This is a genomic window from Larsenimonas suaedae (genome assembly GCF_023712105.1).
GTDB classification, from domain to species: Bacteria; Pseudomonadota; Gammaproteobacteria; order Pseudomonadales; family Halomonadaceae; genus Larsenimonas; species Larsenimonas suaedae.
Genome location: NZ_JAMLJI010000002.1, coordinates 668,723 through 684,167, shown reverse-complemented (window position 1 = coordinate 684,167; position 15,445 = coordinate 668,723). Strand labels below are relative to the sequence as shown.

The 15,445-nt window shown below is 61.4% G+C and carries 13 protein-coding genes; 8 read left to right on the top strand and 5 right to left on the bottom strand.

The window, feature by feature from the left end; all coding sequences use genetic code 11:
- Window positions 1–17 precede the first annotated feature (17 nt).
- The 4 genes from ruvX (at window position 18) to NAT49_RS08995 (ending at window position 4,057) form a co-directional block, all read left to right on the top strand.
- On the top strand, window positions 18–476 hold the full coding sequence (gene ruvX, locus NAT49_RS09010; protein ID WP_251593365.1) for a Holliday junction resolvase RuvX: 459 nt from the start codon (window positions 18–20) through the stop codon (window positions 474–476).
- Window positions 473–970 (top strand): bifunctional pyr operon transcriptional regulator/uracil phosphoribosyltransferase PyrR, encoded by a 498-nt coding sequence (pyrR, locus tag NAT49_RS09005; RefSeq protein ID WP_251593363.1) that lies wholly within the window; start codon window positions 473–475, stop codon window positions 968–970. Before ruvX ends, pyrR begins: the two co-directional genes overlap by 4 nt.
- Window position 971: 1 nt before the next feature.
- Window positions 972–1,964 carry an aspartate carbamoyltransferase catalytic subunit gene (locus tag NAT49_RS09000; protein ID WP_251593362.1) on the top strand — a complete coding sequence of 331 codons (993 nt, stop codon included), beginning with the start codon at window positions 972–974 and terminating at the stop codon, window positions 1,962–1,964.
- A 782-nt stretch (window positions 1,965–2,746) separates the two neighbouring features.
- On the top strand, window positions 2,747–4,057 hold the full coding sequence (locus NAT49_RS08995) for a dihydroorotase (protein ID WP_251593361.1): 1,311 nt from the start codon (window positions 2,747–2,749) through the stop codon (window positions 4,055–4,057).
- A gap of 1 nt (window position 4,058) precedes the next feature.
- On the opposite strand, the gene NAT49_RS08990 is transcribed toward NAT49_RS08995, so the two are convergent.
- Window positions 4,059–4,943 carry an NAD(P)-dependent oxidoreductase gene (locus NAT49_RS08990; protein ID WP_251593360.1) on the bottom strand — a complete coding sequence of 295 codons (885 nt, stop codon included), beginning with the start codon at window positions 4,941–4,943 and terminating at the stop codon, window positions 4,059–4,061.
- A gap of 306 nt (window positions 4,944–5,249) precedes the next feature.
- Here NAT49_RS08990 and NAT49_RS08985 point away from each other — a divergent pair, with 306 nt between their 5' ends.
- Window positions 5,250–6,830, top strand: a complete 1,581-nt coding sequence (locus NAT49_RS08985) for a sodium:solute symporter family protein (protein ID WP_251593359.1) — start codon at window positions 5,250–5,252, stop codon at window positions 6,828–6,830.
- Between the two features lie 173 nt (window positions 6,831–7,003).
- Window positions 7,004–8,209, top strand: coding sequence for a 23S rRNA pseudouridine(2604) synthase RluF (gene rluF, locus NAT49_RS08980; RefSeq protein ID WP_251593358.1), 1,206 nt, complete (start codon window positions 7,004–7,006; stop codon window positions 8,207–8,209).
- A 91-nt stretch (window positions 8,210–8,300) separates the two neighbouring features.
- Here the strand turns inward: rluF and NAT49_RS08975 are convergent, their stop codons facing one another.
- Complete coding sequence (locus tag NAT49_RS08975; protein WP_251593357.1) at window positions 8,301–9,200, bottom strand: nuclease-related domain-containing protein; 900 nt, start codon at window positions 9,198–9,200, stop codon at window positions 8,301–8,303.
- Between the two features lie 153 nt (window positions 9,201–9,353).
- On the opposite strand from NAT49_RS08975, the gene NAT49_RS08970 reads away from it, so the two are divergent.
- Window positions 9,354–10,193: an NAD-dependent protein deacetylase gene (locus tag NAT49_RS08970; protein WP_251593355.1), complete on the top strand. Its 840-nt coding sequence runs from the start codon at window positions 9,354–9,356 to the stop codon at window positions 10,191–10,193.
- 8 nt (window positions 10,194–10,201) lie between these two features.
- Here NAT49_RS08970 and NAT49_RS08965 read toward each other — a convergent pair whose 3' ends face one another.
- Together NAT49_RS08965 and NAT49_RS08960 are read right to left on the bottom strand one after the other, a co-directional pair.
- A complete protein-coding gene (locus NAT49_RS08965; protein ID WP_251593353.1) occupies window positions 10,202–12,499 on the bottom strand; it encodes a glycoside hydrolase family 3 C-terminal domain-containing protein in 2,298 nt (765 codons plus the stop codon).
- Window positions 12,500–12,550: 51 nt separating this feature from the next.
- The gene (locus tag NAT49_RS08960; protein ID WP_251593352.1) at window positions 12,551–13,873 is read right to left on the bottom strand and encodes an MFS transporter; all 1,323 of its coding nucleotides are present in this window, start codon (window positions 13,871–13,873) and stop codon (window positions 12,551–12,553) included.
- A 150-nt stretch (window positions 13,874–14,023) separates the two neighbouring features.
- On the opposite strand from NAT49_RS08960, the gene NAT49_RS08955 reads away from it, so the two are divergent.
- Entirely contained in the window at window positions 14,024–15,028 is a 1,005-nt protein-coding gene (locus NAT49_RS08955; RefSeq protein WP_251593350.1) for a LacI family DNA-binding transcriptional regulator, read from the top strand.
- Here NAT49_RS08955 and NAT49_RS08950 read toward each other — a convergent pair.
- The gene (locus tag NAT49_RS08950; protein ID WP_251593349.1) at window positions 15,025–15,444 is read right to left on the bottom strand and encodes a YbaY family lipoprotein; all 420 of its coding nucleotides are present in this window, start codon (window positions 15,442–15,444) and stop codon (window positions 15,025–15,027) included. The two genes, NAT49_RS08955 and NAT49_RS08950, sit on opposite strands and share 4 nt — an antisense overlap.
- Window position 15,445: the final 1 nt, after the last annotated feature.

Below are 15,445 nucleotides of genomic sequence, written 5' to 3'. Positions count from 1 at the left end.
ATCGGGCGTTGTCGGTCATGAGCGCCGGGCAGCGGCTGGTACTCGCGTTCGATTTCGGCTCACGGCGCATCGGTGTGGCGGTCGGGCAGGAAATGCTTGGCACCACCACGGCGCTCGAGCCCCTGACCGCGCGTGACGGCATTCCGGACTGGAACATGGTGACGCGCCTGATCGAGGAATGGCAGCCGGATCTGTTCGTGGTGGGCCTGCCGCTCAATATGGATGACAGTGAGTCGGAAATGAGCCTCAGAGCGCGGAAGTTCGCCAAGCGGCTCTATGGCCGCTACGGCAAGCCGTTTGAAATGGTCGATGAGCGCGGCACGACCCGCGAGGCCAAGGCTATCGCCCACGAGCGTGGGCACAAGGGCAATTACCGCGAGCACGGTGTGGATGGGCTGGCGGCCCAGCTGATTCTGGCCGGTTTTTTTCAGCGCGACGACGTGATCGGCGCACTGCTTTCGGAGATTGAACGATGACCCTACCTTCCGTACCGGCGCTCCTGGACCGTTTGGCGGCCGTCACCCGCGCTCACCTCGATGAGGCGTCAACGCCCCCGACCCTGGTCGGTCTTCACACCGGAGGCGTGTGGGTCGCTCAGGCGTTGGCCGAGCGGCTTGGACTCGATGGGCCGATCGGCACGCTGGACATCGGTTTCTGGCGCGATGATTTCGACCGTCAGGGCCTGCCGGCCACGCGTCGAAGTACGGAGCTGCCGTTTGAGATCGAGGGCGCTCACGTGCTCTTGATCGATGATGTCGTGATGTCTGGACGGACCATTCGAGCGGCCATGAACGAGCTCTTCGATTTCGGGCGTCCCGAGCGCATCACGCTTGCCGCACTGATTGACCTACCCGGACGCGAGCTTCCGATTCAGCCCGATCTGGTCGGCGAGCGGTTGACCCTGCCAATGGGGCAGCGGGTCAAGCTCAACGGCCCCGACCCTTTGTCCCTTTCGCTCAAGGAGTCTTGACATGCAGATTCTTCCGCCGGCCACCCCCGAGGACGTGCAGCTCACCCGCGATGGGCGCCTGCGCCATTTCCTCGACATCAAGGGGCTTTCAAAGTCGCTTCTGACCGAGATTCTCGATACGGCCGACAATTTTCGCGGCATCGGTGACGCTCAGGTCAAGAAGGTGCCGCTTTTGCGTGGGCGCACGGTGGTCAATCTGTTTTTCGAAAACTCCACCCGCACACGGGCCACGTTTGAGCTGGCGGCCAAGCGCCTCTCGGCGGATGTTCTGAACCTCGACATCAGCGCCTCCTCCGCGTCCAAGGGCGAAACCCTGCGCGACACCCTGTTCAATCTGGAGGCGATGCAGGCCGATGCCTTTGTTGTGCGCCACAGCGACTCGGGGGCAGCGCACTTCATTGCAAGTCAGGTCACGCCGAACGTTGCGATCATCAACGCAGGCGATGGCCGCCACGCTCACCCGACCCAGGCGATGCTCGACATGCTGACGATCCGGCGCCACAAGGGCGCGTTCGAAGCACTCAAGGTCGCCATCGTCGGAGACATTCTCCATTCGCGAGTCGCGCGCTCCCAGATTCACGCGCTCAAAACGCTTGGCGCCGGTGAAGTGCGAGTGGTCGCGCCGAATACGCTGCTTCCGACCGACATCGAGTCCATGGGCGCACGGGTCTTTACCGACCTCAAAAAGGGCCTTGAGGACGTCGATGTGGTGATCATGCTGCGCCTTCAAAAAGAGCGTATGGATGGGGCTCTGCTGCCCTCTGAGAGCGAGTATTACCGCTACTACGGCCTGACCCGCGAGACGCTTTCCTACGCGCACCCCGAGGCTGTCGTCATGCATCCGGGGCCAATCAACCGCGGCGTCGAAATCGAGTCGAGTGTGGCCGATGGCCCGCGTTCGCTGATTCTCGATCAGGTCACCAACGGCATCGCGGTGCGCATGGCGGTGATGTCGATGGCGGTCAGCGGGCAGACCCAGCAAAACGCTGCCTGAGCCGACCCCCCCCTTTTTTTCCATCCTCCCTTTCGAACACTCCCTTTAATCATGACCGGCGTCGCCTTTAGGCGGCGCCGATCAGTCTCCCTGCATGCGCGGCGTGAGTGTTTACGGCCAGATATGAACGGCGATGTCGTGATCCATACCTGACGGAACCCACTTTTAGAGCCATTAAATGCATGCCTTCGGACGCTTTTTTTCCGGTTGACTCCCCTTGCGGATGTGTCACCGTTGATTCTCTTTTCCCTGAATTTTTTAGATTTTAAGCCATTTTGTCGACTATATCTGTTTGTTGAGAGCGTTTCGGGCGCCAGACGTCATGGTGAATCGCTGCTTACCGGTGTGCCCTGGATGACCTGTGCGACGTGGGGGATCCGTGCGCCGTATTGGGGTTTGTACGGCTTAGCCTGCACGGGGGACTTTTAATCGTGGCTTTCTGCGTTTGAAGGGCGCGGCTGCAGATGTATGTGTGAAAGCGCTCAAAGCAGCGGGGCGATTTAATGGTTGCACTGACGCAAAATTCATTTAATTAGAAAGTTTACATGTTATTTCGGCTGCCAGTATTCTCCTGATTTAGCGTATTTAATTAATTAGCTTGATATCTAAATTCTCAGAATACGGTTTTATGTAATAATTTACGTAATTAGATCGAGCGTATTATGCCGCCCGTCTTCATACGCCTTTCCCATGCGGTAAAAGGCAGGCAGGATATGCGTTTTTTACCCCTGACAAAGGGCGCTATACTCTGGCGCGACGCTCATTTCCCGAACGAGGCCTTCATGTCGCGCATCCCGTTTACTGCTGCTGAAATTGCCGAACGCTATACCCTGCACGGGGCGCATGTACTGGATACGGCGCAAGGGCTCAATGGGGTCTACGACGTGCACGTGGAGCGCGGGCGCATCAAGGCGCTTGGCAAGGCACCGGTGGGGTTCACGCCGGAGCAGAGCTGGTCACTGGAAGGGTGTCTGATAACGCCGGGCCTGATCGATCTTGGGCCGCATCTGCGTGAGCCGGGGCCGAGCTACAAGGGCTCGCTTGCCTCGGAGGCTCGTGCAGGGCTTTCGGGGGGCTATACCACGCTGTGCCCGAGGCCGGATACCTCACCCATTCTCGATAACGCGCCGCAGATTCAAACGCTACTCACGAAGGCCCGGGCGCTCGAGGGGCCACACATTCTGCCGCTCGGGGCACTGACCAAGGGGCTTGAGGGTGAGCTTCTTTCCAACATGGCCGGTCTCAAGGCTGCCGGATGTGCGGCATTGACCAACGGACGCGCGCCAATTACGGACACCCGGGTCGCGCTCCGCTGTCTCGATTACGCCGCGACCTTTGATATCCCGGTGCACATTCAACCAGAAGACGCCGCGCTCGCAGCCGGTGGCTGCGCGCACGATGGCGCAGTGGCGGCTCGGCTCGGGCTCAGTGGCATTCCGGCGGCGGCCGAGACCATCGCGCTTGCCCAGTGGCTGGTGTTGGTCGAGCAGACCGGCGTTCGCGCGCACTTTTCAAGGCTCTCCACGGCCAAGGGCGTTGAGGCCGTCGCGGCGGCCAAGGCGCGGGGGCTTCCGGTTACGGCAGACGTCAGCATCATGCATCTGCACTGGACGGATCAGTTGCTGGAAGGGTTCGACAGCCGCTTTCATTTTCAGCCGCCCCTGCGAGGCGCGCACGACCGCGACGCGCTCCGAGCGGGAGTCGAGTCGGGCGTAATCGACGCCATCGTGAGCGATCACCTGCCCCATGAAGCGGCGGCCAAGCTGGCACCGTTTGCCGAATCACAGCCCGGTATTACCAGCCTCGAAACCTGCTGGAGCATGGGGATGGCGCTGGTCGAGGAGGGGGGCTTGTCGCTTGAGCGACTGATCGACAGCCTGACCGCAGGCCCCGCCCGGGTGCTGGGGTGTGCAGCCGGCACGCTTAAGGCGCAGTGCGCGGCGGATATTGCCATTTTTGATCGTATTCATCGCTGGACGCCAACCGAAGGCGCATGGCAATCGGTTGGCACCAACACGCCGCTTGCCGGCGTGTCGATGAACGGGCGTTGCGTGGCGACCATTGTGGACGGAAAGCTTCGTCACGCGCTGTAACTCAGCCGCGTTTCAGGGTGTCCAAGTAGGCGTAGATGCTTGCGATGTCATCCTTGGCGTGGCCCTGACCATCGGCCTCGCGCCAGAACGCCTCGATGCCTTGAAGGCCCGGCATCGGGGTGGTGTCCGCCGCTTCAAGTGCCAGCCGCGCATCCTTGAGTCCCCACTCAAGCGCCATCTGCGCCTCGAAATCTTCACTCTTGATCATGTCCAGCTTGGCCTTGACGTAGGGCGCGGCCAGCGGCCCGCCGTCGAGCACGGACCAGAAATCGTCGGTCGAAAATCCAAGCGTTTTTGCAAGCTGCGCGCTCTCGGCGATGCCTTGCATCATTTCGATCAGCCAGGCGTTGACCACCAGTTTCATCCGCGCCCCGGCGCCAGCCTCGCCAAGCCAGCGAGCCCCCTTCGAGATGGCCTCGAACACCGCATCGATGTGCGGGGCCCGTTCGCGTTTACCGCTTGCAAGCACCAGTACCTGGGCGTTTTCGGCCGGTGCCTTGGTGCCGGAAACAGGTGCGTCGATGACTACGACATCGGACCGCTGCGTGGCGATGGCCTGCACCAGATCGTCGGTCGGCTCGACGCCGAGCGTACCCATCTGTAGGAACGTGGCGTCCTTTTGCATGGCCTCAAGCGCGCCCTGGTCGAACATCACCTCTCGAGTGGTGTCGATGTCGGGCAGCATGGTGAGCACCACGTCAGCGCCGCGTACGGCGTCTGCGGGAGTATCACAAAGCGTAGCGCCCTGTTGTTCGAGGTCCTCGCCTCGAGCGCGTGTGCGGTTCCAGAGTCGGAGCGTGAACTCGTTTTTCAAGAGATTCGCGGCAAAGGCATGGCCCATGGCGCCAAGTCCGAGGACGGCAACGGTGATGTGGGAATGTGACATGTAAGCCTCTTGTCGATGGATCTAAACGGTGTGCCTATCGAGCCTAGCGTAAGCGCTCGCTACAGGCTTTGCCACGGCATTGCCCGGATGACGGCGCGCCGGCCTTTTCTTGGCGTTCTACTAATTTAGGGGGGTGTTTTCGAACCCCTTTTTCGACCGCCAACTATAGTGAACAGGGTCATGTGAACAGCGCCATGTGAACAGGGGCGTGTAAACAGCGTCATCGGCTGGCGCACTCGAGATGAGTCGGTACCAAGAGGCGCGATGCACATAACAACAACCGCGCGGTGATGGACAGGGGGCAGCATGAGTCATTTCACGATCTGGGACACGCTGGTGCTGGTGGCCTACATTGCTCTGACTGCGGCAGTCGGGGCCTGGATGGGCCGTAAGCAGGGCTCGACCGAAGATTACTTTCTGGGCGGTCGCAAGCTCCCCTGGTGGGCAGTAGGGCTCTCGGTGATGGCGACCCAGGCCAGTGCCATTACCTTCATCGGGGCGCCGGGCTGGGGGTATGAGGGCGGGCTCGAGCGGCTGATCACGTTTGTGAACGCCCCGCTTGCGATCGGGTTTCTGATCGCGTTTCTGGTGCCGATGTTTTATCGAAGCGGCGTCTACACCGTTTATGAATTTCTCGAGCGTCGGTTCGATGTACGGGCCCGTGTCTTGGCGGCGTGTCTGTTCCTGTTGGCCCGTGGGCTTGCCACCGGCATCGTCCTCTATGCCCCGGCGCTGGTGCTGTCGGTGGTAACCGGTTGGCCGGTCAACTGGACCATTCTCCTGATGGCGGTCATCGCGGTCAGCTACACGGTACTTGGCGGTATCAGCGCCGTCATCTGGACCGATGTGATGCAGATGCTGGTGCTGTGGCTCGGGGCCGGTCTCAGCATGGTCGTGATGCTCGATGCCTTGCCCGGCGGCTGGAGCGAGGTGATCAGTGTCGCCCGCGATAACGACATGCTGCACCCGATCAACCTCGACACGGCGCCATCGGCCACCTACAGCCTGTGGGCCGGTGTTGTGGGTGGGTTCTTTCTGCACGTGGCGTATTTCGGCGCCGATCAAAGCCAGATTCAGCGCGTGCTCACAAGCCGCTCCGAGCATGAGAGCAAGCGCTCACTCATTCTCGGCGGTTTTCTACTGGTGCCTCAGATGATGCTGTTTCTGTTCATCGGCATCATGCTCTACGCGTTCTACGCCCATACCGGCGCACCCAATGTCGATAACCCCAATGAGTTGTTTCCCCGGTTCGTGGTCACCGAGTTGCCGCCGGGCATTTCCGGGCTGGTGGTGGCCGGCGTGTTCGCCGCGGCTATGTCGAGTCTCGACTCGGCGCTCAACTCACTCTCGGCGGTCTCGGTCAGAGACATCTACCAGCGCTTCATCAAGAAAGACGCCTCCAGCGCGCACTACCTCGCGGCCTCGCGTTGGGCCACGGTGCTCTGGGGCGTGTTTGCCACCTGCTTTGCGTTCTTTGCAGGCAACCTGGGGCCGGTGATCGAGGCAGTGAACAAGGTGGGTTCGTACTTCAACGGCGTGCTGCTCGGGGCGTTCTGGCTGGCGATCCTGAGCCGCCGCGTCAATGCCACCGGGGCGTTTTTCGGACTGGTGATCGGGGTGGTGGTGGTCTGGAGTCTAACGAGCGTCGTCGAGATGTCCTGGCTTTACTACAACCTCGTCGGCGTGGTCGTGGTGGTTGTGGCCGGGCACCTTGTCAGCCGCTGCACCGGCGGGCGCCCGTCGGTGTCACAGCTTAAGGGGCTGACGTTTGCCCGCCGCCCCGAGAAGGACGCCGCCACGACACCCTCGGTACGCGGCTGGATCATCGCCCTGATTCTCTATTTCTTCGGCTGGATCGTGTTTCTATTCTGGCTGCAGTCGCTGTGAGCCGATGACGTCACACAGACGTGCGTGTCGGTAACGGATCAGCAGAGTATGTAGCGTGTCGGGCATGCGCAGCCGTTGAACGCGTCACGTTTTTTCGCCCTGAACGCTAACGTTCCGGAGGCGGTTTGCGACATACTTTGCGCACTTTGGGACGTTTTACGGTGTTCGACGCTATGTCATTTCGACAATCCACCCGCATCAACAAATACATCAGCGAGAGCGGCATGTGCTCCCGGCGAGAGGCGGACCGCTTCGTCGAACAGGGCAATGTCTGGATCAACGGGCGGCGTGCGACGACCGGCGATCAGGTTGCGCCGGGGGATCGGGTCAAGGTCAATGGCCAGGAGATCGAGCCGCTGGAAGACGATGATTTCGTGCTGATCGCATTGAACAAGCCGCCCGGCATCGTCAGTACCACCGACTCAAGCGAAAAGGCCAATATCGTCGACTTCGTCGGCCACGGCGCGCGAATCTTCCCGATCGGGCGGCTGGACAAGGACTCCGAGGGGCTGATCTTTCTTACCAGCAACGGCGATTTGGTCAACAAGATTCTTCGAGCGGGCAACAACCACGAAAAAGAGTATCGCGTGACGGTGGATAAACCGATCACCGAGCGCTTCATCGACGGTATGCAGCAGGGCGTACCGATTCTCGGTCAGGTGACCAAGCGCTGCCGGGTGGAGAAAGTGTCGGCCAACGTATTCGACATCACTCTAGTGCAGGGGTTGAATCGCCAGATTCGTCGCATGTGTGAGTACTTCGGGTACGAGGTCACTCGGCTCGTGCGTAACCGCATCATGAACGTGTCGCTCAAGGGACTGGCGCTGGGGGATTGGCGAGATCTCACGCCGAAGGAAATCGACGGCATTGTCGCGCAGACCCAGCAGTCCGAGAAGGTCGCGGACAAGGGCCGCTCAGCCCATGGCAAACCCGCGTCCAAAACGGGCGCAAAGAGCCATGACCATGCCTCCGGCAAGCGCTCGGCCGCGAGCCGATCCGCGGGCGGTGCGAAGAACACGTCGTCCAAAACGAGCGGCAAGGGCGGGGCCGCTGGCCGTCATACCGCAAAATCGGGCGCGCAGGGCTCGGCCAAACCGCCGGGGAAAGGCGGTTCAGCCACCAAGAACAAACCCGCCACGAAAAGTAAGCCGGCGGCGAGCGGAAAGGCGGGCCCTAAGAGCGCTTCGAACGCGACGAAGGGAACTTCCGCCACCAAGCGCAAACCGGCAGGGCGACACGCCGCGAAACAGGGCGGTGCCGGACCCGGCAAGGCAGGCGCACCGGCCAGGAAATCGGGCCGGTCCGAGGCGCGTGGCAGCGGCAAGTCGCGTCCTGCCAGTGGCGGCGGCCGCTCAGGGCAGGGGCGAACGAAACGCTGAGATTCATGAGGTGGATGACCGGGCGGGCATCACCCACGGTTCAGCGCAGATGAGCCATGGCCTGGTCGCATGTGTGCCTCGAGGGCGCCGATCACTTCGAGGGAAAGTGCACGTTACCGGCCGTCCAGCGGGTCAGCAGGGTGTGCAGCGCCTTGTGCTGAGTCTCGCTTAGACGGTGATTGGTGGCATCCAGATCGCCGAGGACGTCGAGCAGCTGGTGGCCGCCGAGTACGCGCACATCTGGGCCTGCCTGTCCGCCCTGAACGTGCCAGGCCGGCAGTGCTACAACGCCGGTCACGCCAATGGGTTCGCCGAGACTGACCTCGAGCTGCTGTGAAAGCCAGCGGCACATCGAGCGTGCCTCACGGATCGGTTGGTGCTCACGCATGTGGGGGAAATGAAGCTGTTCCTTTTCAACCACGACCGGCTGACCAAGGTCGATATGAGGTGGGCGTGTCCGCGCCTTGGTCACGACGCTGTACACGCCGGCAGGCGTCAGAACGACCGCGCTGATGCTGCCTTGAGGTGTGGGCAGGTTATTGAAGACGGCAAATCCGCCATCGCCCTTGCCATCGAGCGGGCGCAGAATATCGGCCACTGACAGCTCACAGGCAAGCCCCAGTTTGAGGCGATGTATGCGCTGATAGGTCGCGAGAATCATCCCGCCGAGCACGAACACGATCAAGGTGCTCACGAATCCGTAGATCGCCCATTCGAGCCAGTTCTGGCGGTCGGTAATCACCATGCGGCCCATGCCGAACACGATCGGCGTCAGTGCGACCAGCGGGCCGAGTGAGGCCTCCAGATACAGCCGAATCAAGGCGTCATCGAGCCGTTTTCGAAGACTCTGGCCCGGTTCGTTCAGCGCCCGGCCGTTGATCGGTGAAAAAAAGCGGTGATAGAACAGGTGCCGCAGGCTGAACACAACCACTATCGTGGCCAGCATCGGGGCGATGAACATCAGCGGTAGAAGGAAATCCAACCCGTACATGGCGGGCTCCTGAGCGTAGCGAAATCAACGAAATGGGCGCGTGAATCGCCAGACACTACACTACCCGTACTGACCGTGAAAATGCTGCATTGGCGGCAGGCTGCCAGCTCGGGCCTCGAGTTCGGGCGATTATAACTACCGTGATACAGCGACATGAGTGAGACTGCAATGGATGACTCGATCAACGCGTTACGGGCCCACCTCGAGCGTCATGGCCCGATGTGTGTACTCACTGGCGCGGGCATCAGCACCGAAAGCGGCATTCCCGATTATCGCGACGGCGAAGGGCAGTGGAAACGACCACCGCCGATGTCCCATCAGGCCTTCATGAAAAGCGAAAGTGCACGAAAACGCTACTGGGCACGAAGCCTGGTGGGGTTTTCAGTGCTGGGCACGGCCCAGCCGGGAATAGCGCACGAGGCGCTTGCGCGCCTTGAACGTGAGGGACTTGTCCAGGGCATCATTACCCAGAATGTGGATCGCCTTCATCAAAAGGCCGGGAGCCGCAACGTCATCGATCTTCATGGACGGGCGGATGTGGTGCGCTGCATGGCGTGTCGGTGGCTTCTCAAGCGCACGGTCTATCACGAATGGCTTGCCGCCAGAAATCCGAACTGGACCACACTTGAAGCCGAGGTAGCCCCCGATGGCGACGCCGACCTCGATGCGGACGATTTTTCCGACGTCGACATTCCGCCGTGCCCGCGCTGTGGCCACGCCATCATGAAACCCGATGTGGTCTATTTCGGCGATAACGTGCCACGGGACCGGCTGGCCCGCGCGATGTCGTGGCTGGATGCCTCTGGCGGGCTGTGGGTGATTGGCTCATCACTTATGGTGTTTTCGGGCTTTCGCTTCGCCCGGCAGGCGCATCGTGCCGGAAAGCCGGTGCTGTGTCTGAATCGAGGCCATACCCGCGCCGATGAGCTATTTACCCTGAAGGTCGAAGCCCCCATCGGCAAGGCCATGGCCGCCCTGACGGGCGGCGCATGAGGAGCCGATCAGGCACCGTCTGACGAGCGGCTTTGCTCCAGGCGTTGAAGCAGGCGCTCGAGCTGTGCTTCGTCAAATGCCCCTTGGGTAAAGGACACCAGCCCTCGAAGCGGTAGGTAGCGCATCATGGCCTCGATCATGTCGTCGCTGTGGTCGTCGATCGGGTCTTCAGCAAAGCCTTTGAGCAGCGGATTCTGCGCGGCCAGCGGTGCCAGTGCGTCGTGAAGGATACGTTGGGCGACTTCGATGCCTGAAAGGTCACCGACCAGGGTATTACGATCAAGCGCAGGCCAGCGTGGCGCATCACCGGTCACATGCACGTCCTGCGTCAGACGCAGATCGGCCGAGGACGCCCCGAAACTGATAGAGAAGCTGCCGGTCGGCACCCGCCAGTCATTTGTGTCGACGTCGAAGTAGGCAAAGTCACGTCGGCCGAGAGTAAACGTCAGCGTGGCTGACTCGCCCGGCTCGAGATGCACCTTCTCAAAGCCGCGAAGCGCCTTGGGCGCCACAGGCACCGCGTGCGTGTGATCGCTCACATACAGCTGAACGATTTCCTTGCCGGCGCGCTGGCCGCTGTTGGTGACGCGCACCGTGACGTCGAGGGTGTCATCGGCGCTTATGCGTGCCTCGGAAAGCGTCAGATCCTGATAGGTGAATGTGGTGTAGCTCAGGCCGTGGCCAAAGGGAAAGAGCGGCGCTACGTTCTTGGCATCGAAGTAGCGATAGCCGACAAAAATCCCTTCGGCGTACTCGACGACGTCACCGGTGCCGGGAAAGTGCAGGTAGCACGGGGTGTCTTCCAGCCGGTGCGGGAAGGTTTCGGCGAGCTTGCCGCAGGGAGAGACCTCGCCGAACAGCAGGTCGGCCACCGCTGCGCCCACGGCTTGTCCGCCCAGATAGGCCTCGAGCACAGCAGAGGCTTTTGAAAGCCAGGGCATCGCCACCGGTGAGCCATTGGCGAGCACCACAACGGTATTGGGTTGAACCGCGTGCACGGCATCGATCAGCGCGCGCTGATTGGCCGGAATGTCCAGGTGCGTTCGATCATAGCCTTCCGATTCATACCGCTCGGGCAGCCCGAGAAACAGCACCGCGACATCTGCGCGTTTGGCGCGGGCTACCGCGTCATCCAAAAGCGCCTGGTCGGTGTCGTCGCGATCGATTTCAAAGCCCTTGGCGTACCGCACTTCATGACCCGTCGCGCTCAATGCTTCGAGCGGTGTTTCAACGCGGTACGGGTTGACGTGCGAACTGCCGCCGCCCTGGAAGCGCGGGCGTTCGGCAAATTCGCCGATCACGGCCACATGCTGATTCGTGCTCAGCGGAAGCACTCCGTCATTCTTGAGCAGCACCATGGACTCCCGCGCGACGTGTCGTGCCAGCTGATGGTGCTCGTCCAGATCGACGTCTGCGTTGGTGCGGTCTTGCGTGTGCGCCCGCTCGATGAAGGCAAGCAGTCGCTCGACCGCCTGGTCCAGCACGCCCTCACTCAGCGTCCCGGACTCGACAGCCTTAACGATCTGGCGGGTGCGGGTGTCGCCGCTGGTCGGCATTTCGAGCTCGAGCCCGGCATCAAGGCCCGCGACACGGTCATTCACGGCGGCCCAGTCCGAAACCACAATACCGTCGAAGCCCCATTCCTTTCTAAGAATCTGGGTCAAAAGGCGCGAATGCTCGCTGCAGTAGGGGCCATTCACTCGGTTGTAGGCGCACATCACGGTCCAGGGCTTGGCCACCTTGACCGCCTCTTCGAAGCTTGCGAGATAAATCTCGCGCAGCGTGCGTTCGTCGATGCGGGCATCGACCGACATCCGGCGGTGCTCCTGGTTATTGGCGGCGAAATGCTTGAGCGAGGCGCCCACGCCCTTCGACTGCACGCCCTGGATGTGGGCGCTGGCAAGCCGGGAAGAGAGCACCGGGTCTTCAGAGAAATACTCGAAGTTGCGACCGCACAGCGGCGAACGCTTGATATTGGTGCCCGGCCCGAGCACGACGCTTACGTTTTCGCTTTGGGCTTCGTCCCCGAGGGCTTCACCGAGGCGGGTCAGAAGGGTCGTATCCCAGGAGCTTGCAAGCCCGGCTGCGGTCGGAAAGCAGGTCGCGGGCAGGCTTGCGAGCAGGCCTGCGTGGTCGGCGCCCGGGCCATCGGGCTGCTTTCGAAGACCATGTGGGCCATCGGAGAGCATGAGGGCGGGCACGTCGAGACGATCGATGGGCCGGGTGTTCCAGAAGTCCTGCCCCGAACACAGGGCGGCCTTCTCCTCGAGGGTCATCTCGGCAAGTGTGTCGGCAATCGAACGCATGAAAGCTCCTTGGACATATAGAGGTGAGCCGACGACCCCGTCGGCCTTGGGTCAATTGGATGTTGGCTTTTGCTGGCGAATGGTGGTCATGGCGGCGTCGCTTAGCGGGTAGATCACCATTAAAAGCGCCACGCCCAGTGCGCCGAACGCCGGTAACAGGCTCATCATGGATTTGATCAGGGTCAGCACCGTCTCGCTTTGGGCGGCGTTCGGCACATAGCCGAAGGCGCTGAACAGCGTGCCGGTCAAAAGCCCGCCCACGCTCATGCCGAACTTGTGGCTGAAGGTGACGGCGCTGGTCGAGGCGCCGGTGGCACGGCGCCCCGAGCGGTATTCAACAAAATCGGCGATGTCACCGACCATCGCCCACATGGTGGCCGCGACGATGCCCGCCAGCAGCTTGATAAGCATGAACACCACGAAATACACCGGTGCGGCCATGTCGGCGGCAACGAAAAAGGCGGACAGTACGGCCGCGTAGGCCAGGTTGGCCCAGATCATGACCGTTCGCTTGCAGAACCGGCTCAACACATATTGGTTGAGCAGCACCCCGACGATCAGTGCCATATAGCCGCAGGCGAGAAACAGCGACACGCCGTCTTCATCGCCGAGGTAGTACTTGAAGAAGTAGATCGCCACTGAGTCCGGCATCAGCATCAGGGTGAAAATCAGCGTGCAGATTGCGAACATTAGCCAAAAGGGTTTGGTCTTGGCGACATCCTTGAAACTGGTTATCGGGCTGCCGGCACTTTCGCCTTCGGTGTGACGTTCACGCACGCCCTTGAACGTCATCAGGAGCACGAGGAAGGTGATGGCGCCATACAGCATGAACACCAGTGAAAACCCGAGCGCGTCGTCGCCATCACCGAATGTCTTGACCATCGGGAGCGTCGTGTAGCTTATGACGACAAACGCCACGTAGGAGCAGATGACGCGAACGTTGCTCAGATCCCGACGCTCCTGATTGTCGGTCGTCATCGACACCGGCAGCGCCGAATAGGGAATGTTGGCCAGCGTATAGAACCCCATGAGGGCGATGTAGGTCGCGAAGGCGTAGACCACCTTGGCAGTGCCGGTCAGCTCCGGGGTAGTGAACGTCAGCGCCAATAAAATGCCAAGCGGCAGCGAAAACCATAAAAGATAGGGCCTGAGCCGGCCGAAACGGGTGCGGGTTCGATCGCTCAGAACCCCGACGACCGGATCCGTCACCGCGTCCCAAAGCCTTGCCACCAGAAACAGCGTGCCCACCAGCGCCGGGTCGATGCCGAATACGTCGGTGTAGAAATACATCAGATAAAGCGCCACCGATGCCCAGGTGAAGGCAAACGCGAAATCCCCGATGCCAAAGCTTAGTTTTTCTTTTCTGCCGAGCATGGATCACTCCGATTGGGAATGTAACTAGTTACATATGTAACTGGTTTCATGCTAGTGACGCCGTTGTGGGTTCGGTATTGATCTTTTGTCGATAGCGCCTAAAGTCGATCCTCTTCATACTTCGCTCGAGGCAGGAATATAAGGAAAACCATGGCCAACATTCGTGACGTGGCAAAAAAGGCGGGTGTGTCGGTGGCGACCGTGTCGCGTGTGATGGCGGGCAACGTGCCGGTAAGCGAGCAGACGCGAAAGCGCGTCCAGAAGGCGATGAAGGCGCTCGATTACGCGCCGAACGCCTTTGCGCGCTCGCTGGCCTTCAATCGCTCGTTCAACGTGGGGCTTGTGATTTCCCATCTGGCCGCGCCGTTTCTGGGGCGGTTGATGACCACGGTGGAATCGACGCTCAGGGCGTCGAACATGTCGCTGATCGTGGCCTCGGGCCAGAGCGACGCCGAGCAGGAGCAGTCCGCGATCCGATTTCTATTGGACAAGCGCTGCGATGGCTTGATCGTTCATGCCGATGGCATGAGCGACGCCGCGCTCACTGAACTGGCTGGTCGCGTGCCGCTGGTGGTGCTCAATCGCCACGTCGAGGCGATCGCCGCGCAGTGCGTGGTGGCCGACAATCACCTTGGGGAGTATCTCGCCACCCGGCATTTGATCGAGTTGGGGCATCGGCGCATCGCCTGCCTGACCGGGGCGCTGTTCAAGCAGGATGCGCGGCATCGTCTGGCAGGCTTTCGATGCGCCATGGCCGAGGCCGGACTCGAGGTGCCGGCCGGCCGGGTCATCGAGGGCGATTTCACCGAGCCCAGTGGTGCCGCCGGCGTTCGGACGCTTCATGAGCAGGGCGCTGGCTTCACGGGGCTTGTGGTCGGCAATGACGAAATGGCCATCAGCGCCATGGGTCAGCTTCGGGCACTTGGCTACGCGCTGCCGACCGACGTCTCCGTGGTCGGCTACGACGATGAGCTCTACGCGCGCCACATGGTGCCAAGCCTTACGACCGTGCACGCACCGGTCGAGGCGATGGCCGAGTGTGCGGTCAGGCTCATGACCTCATTGATCGACGGGGAGAGCGTCCTGAGCCCGCCCGAACGATTCACCCCGCAACTGATCGAGCGTGATTCCGCCTGTCCGCCGCGCATGGTCTAGGGCGCTGGAGCGCTCAGGGACACATCGGCCTGGCGGGTCGGTGCACCTTGAGTGAGGACCGGCACCGGTTTGGGCGTCTCAAGAAGTGTTTTACCGTTCGCGCTCAACCGCGCCTCGAGCGTATAGCGATGGGCGTCATCCAGCGCCGAACGGTCTACCTGCAGCGCAAAGGGCGTGGGTGATTGCTCGACCTCGTTGGCCGTTGTCTCAGCGATCAGGCCGTGGTCACGGTCTGCGTCGCTCACACGAACCGTCAGGGTCGCGCCCTTTGGCATCTCGTAATTTTCCGGGTAGCTCGCCTTGCCGGTGAGCGGTTCAAACGCAGGGCCCCCAAGGCCCAATAGGCTGCAGCCAGACAGGCTCACCAGCGTCAGGGCCGCCAGGGCGGCGGCCTTCAGAGTAGGCATTCGGTGCATC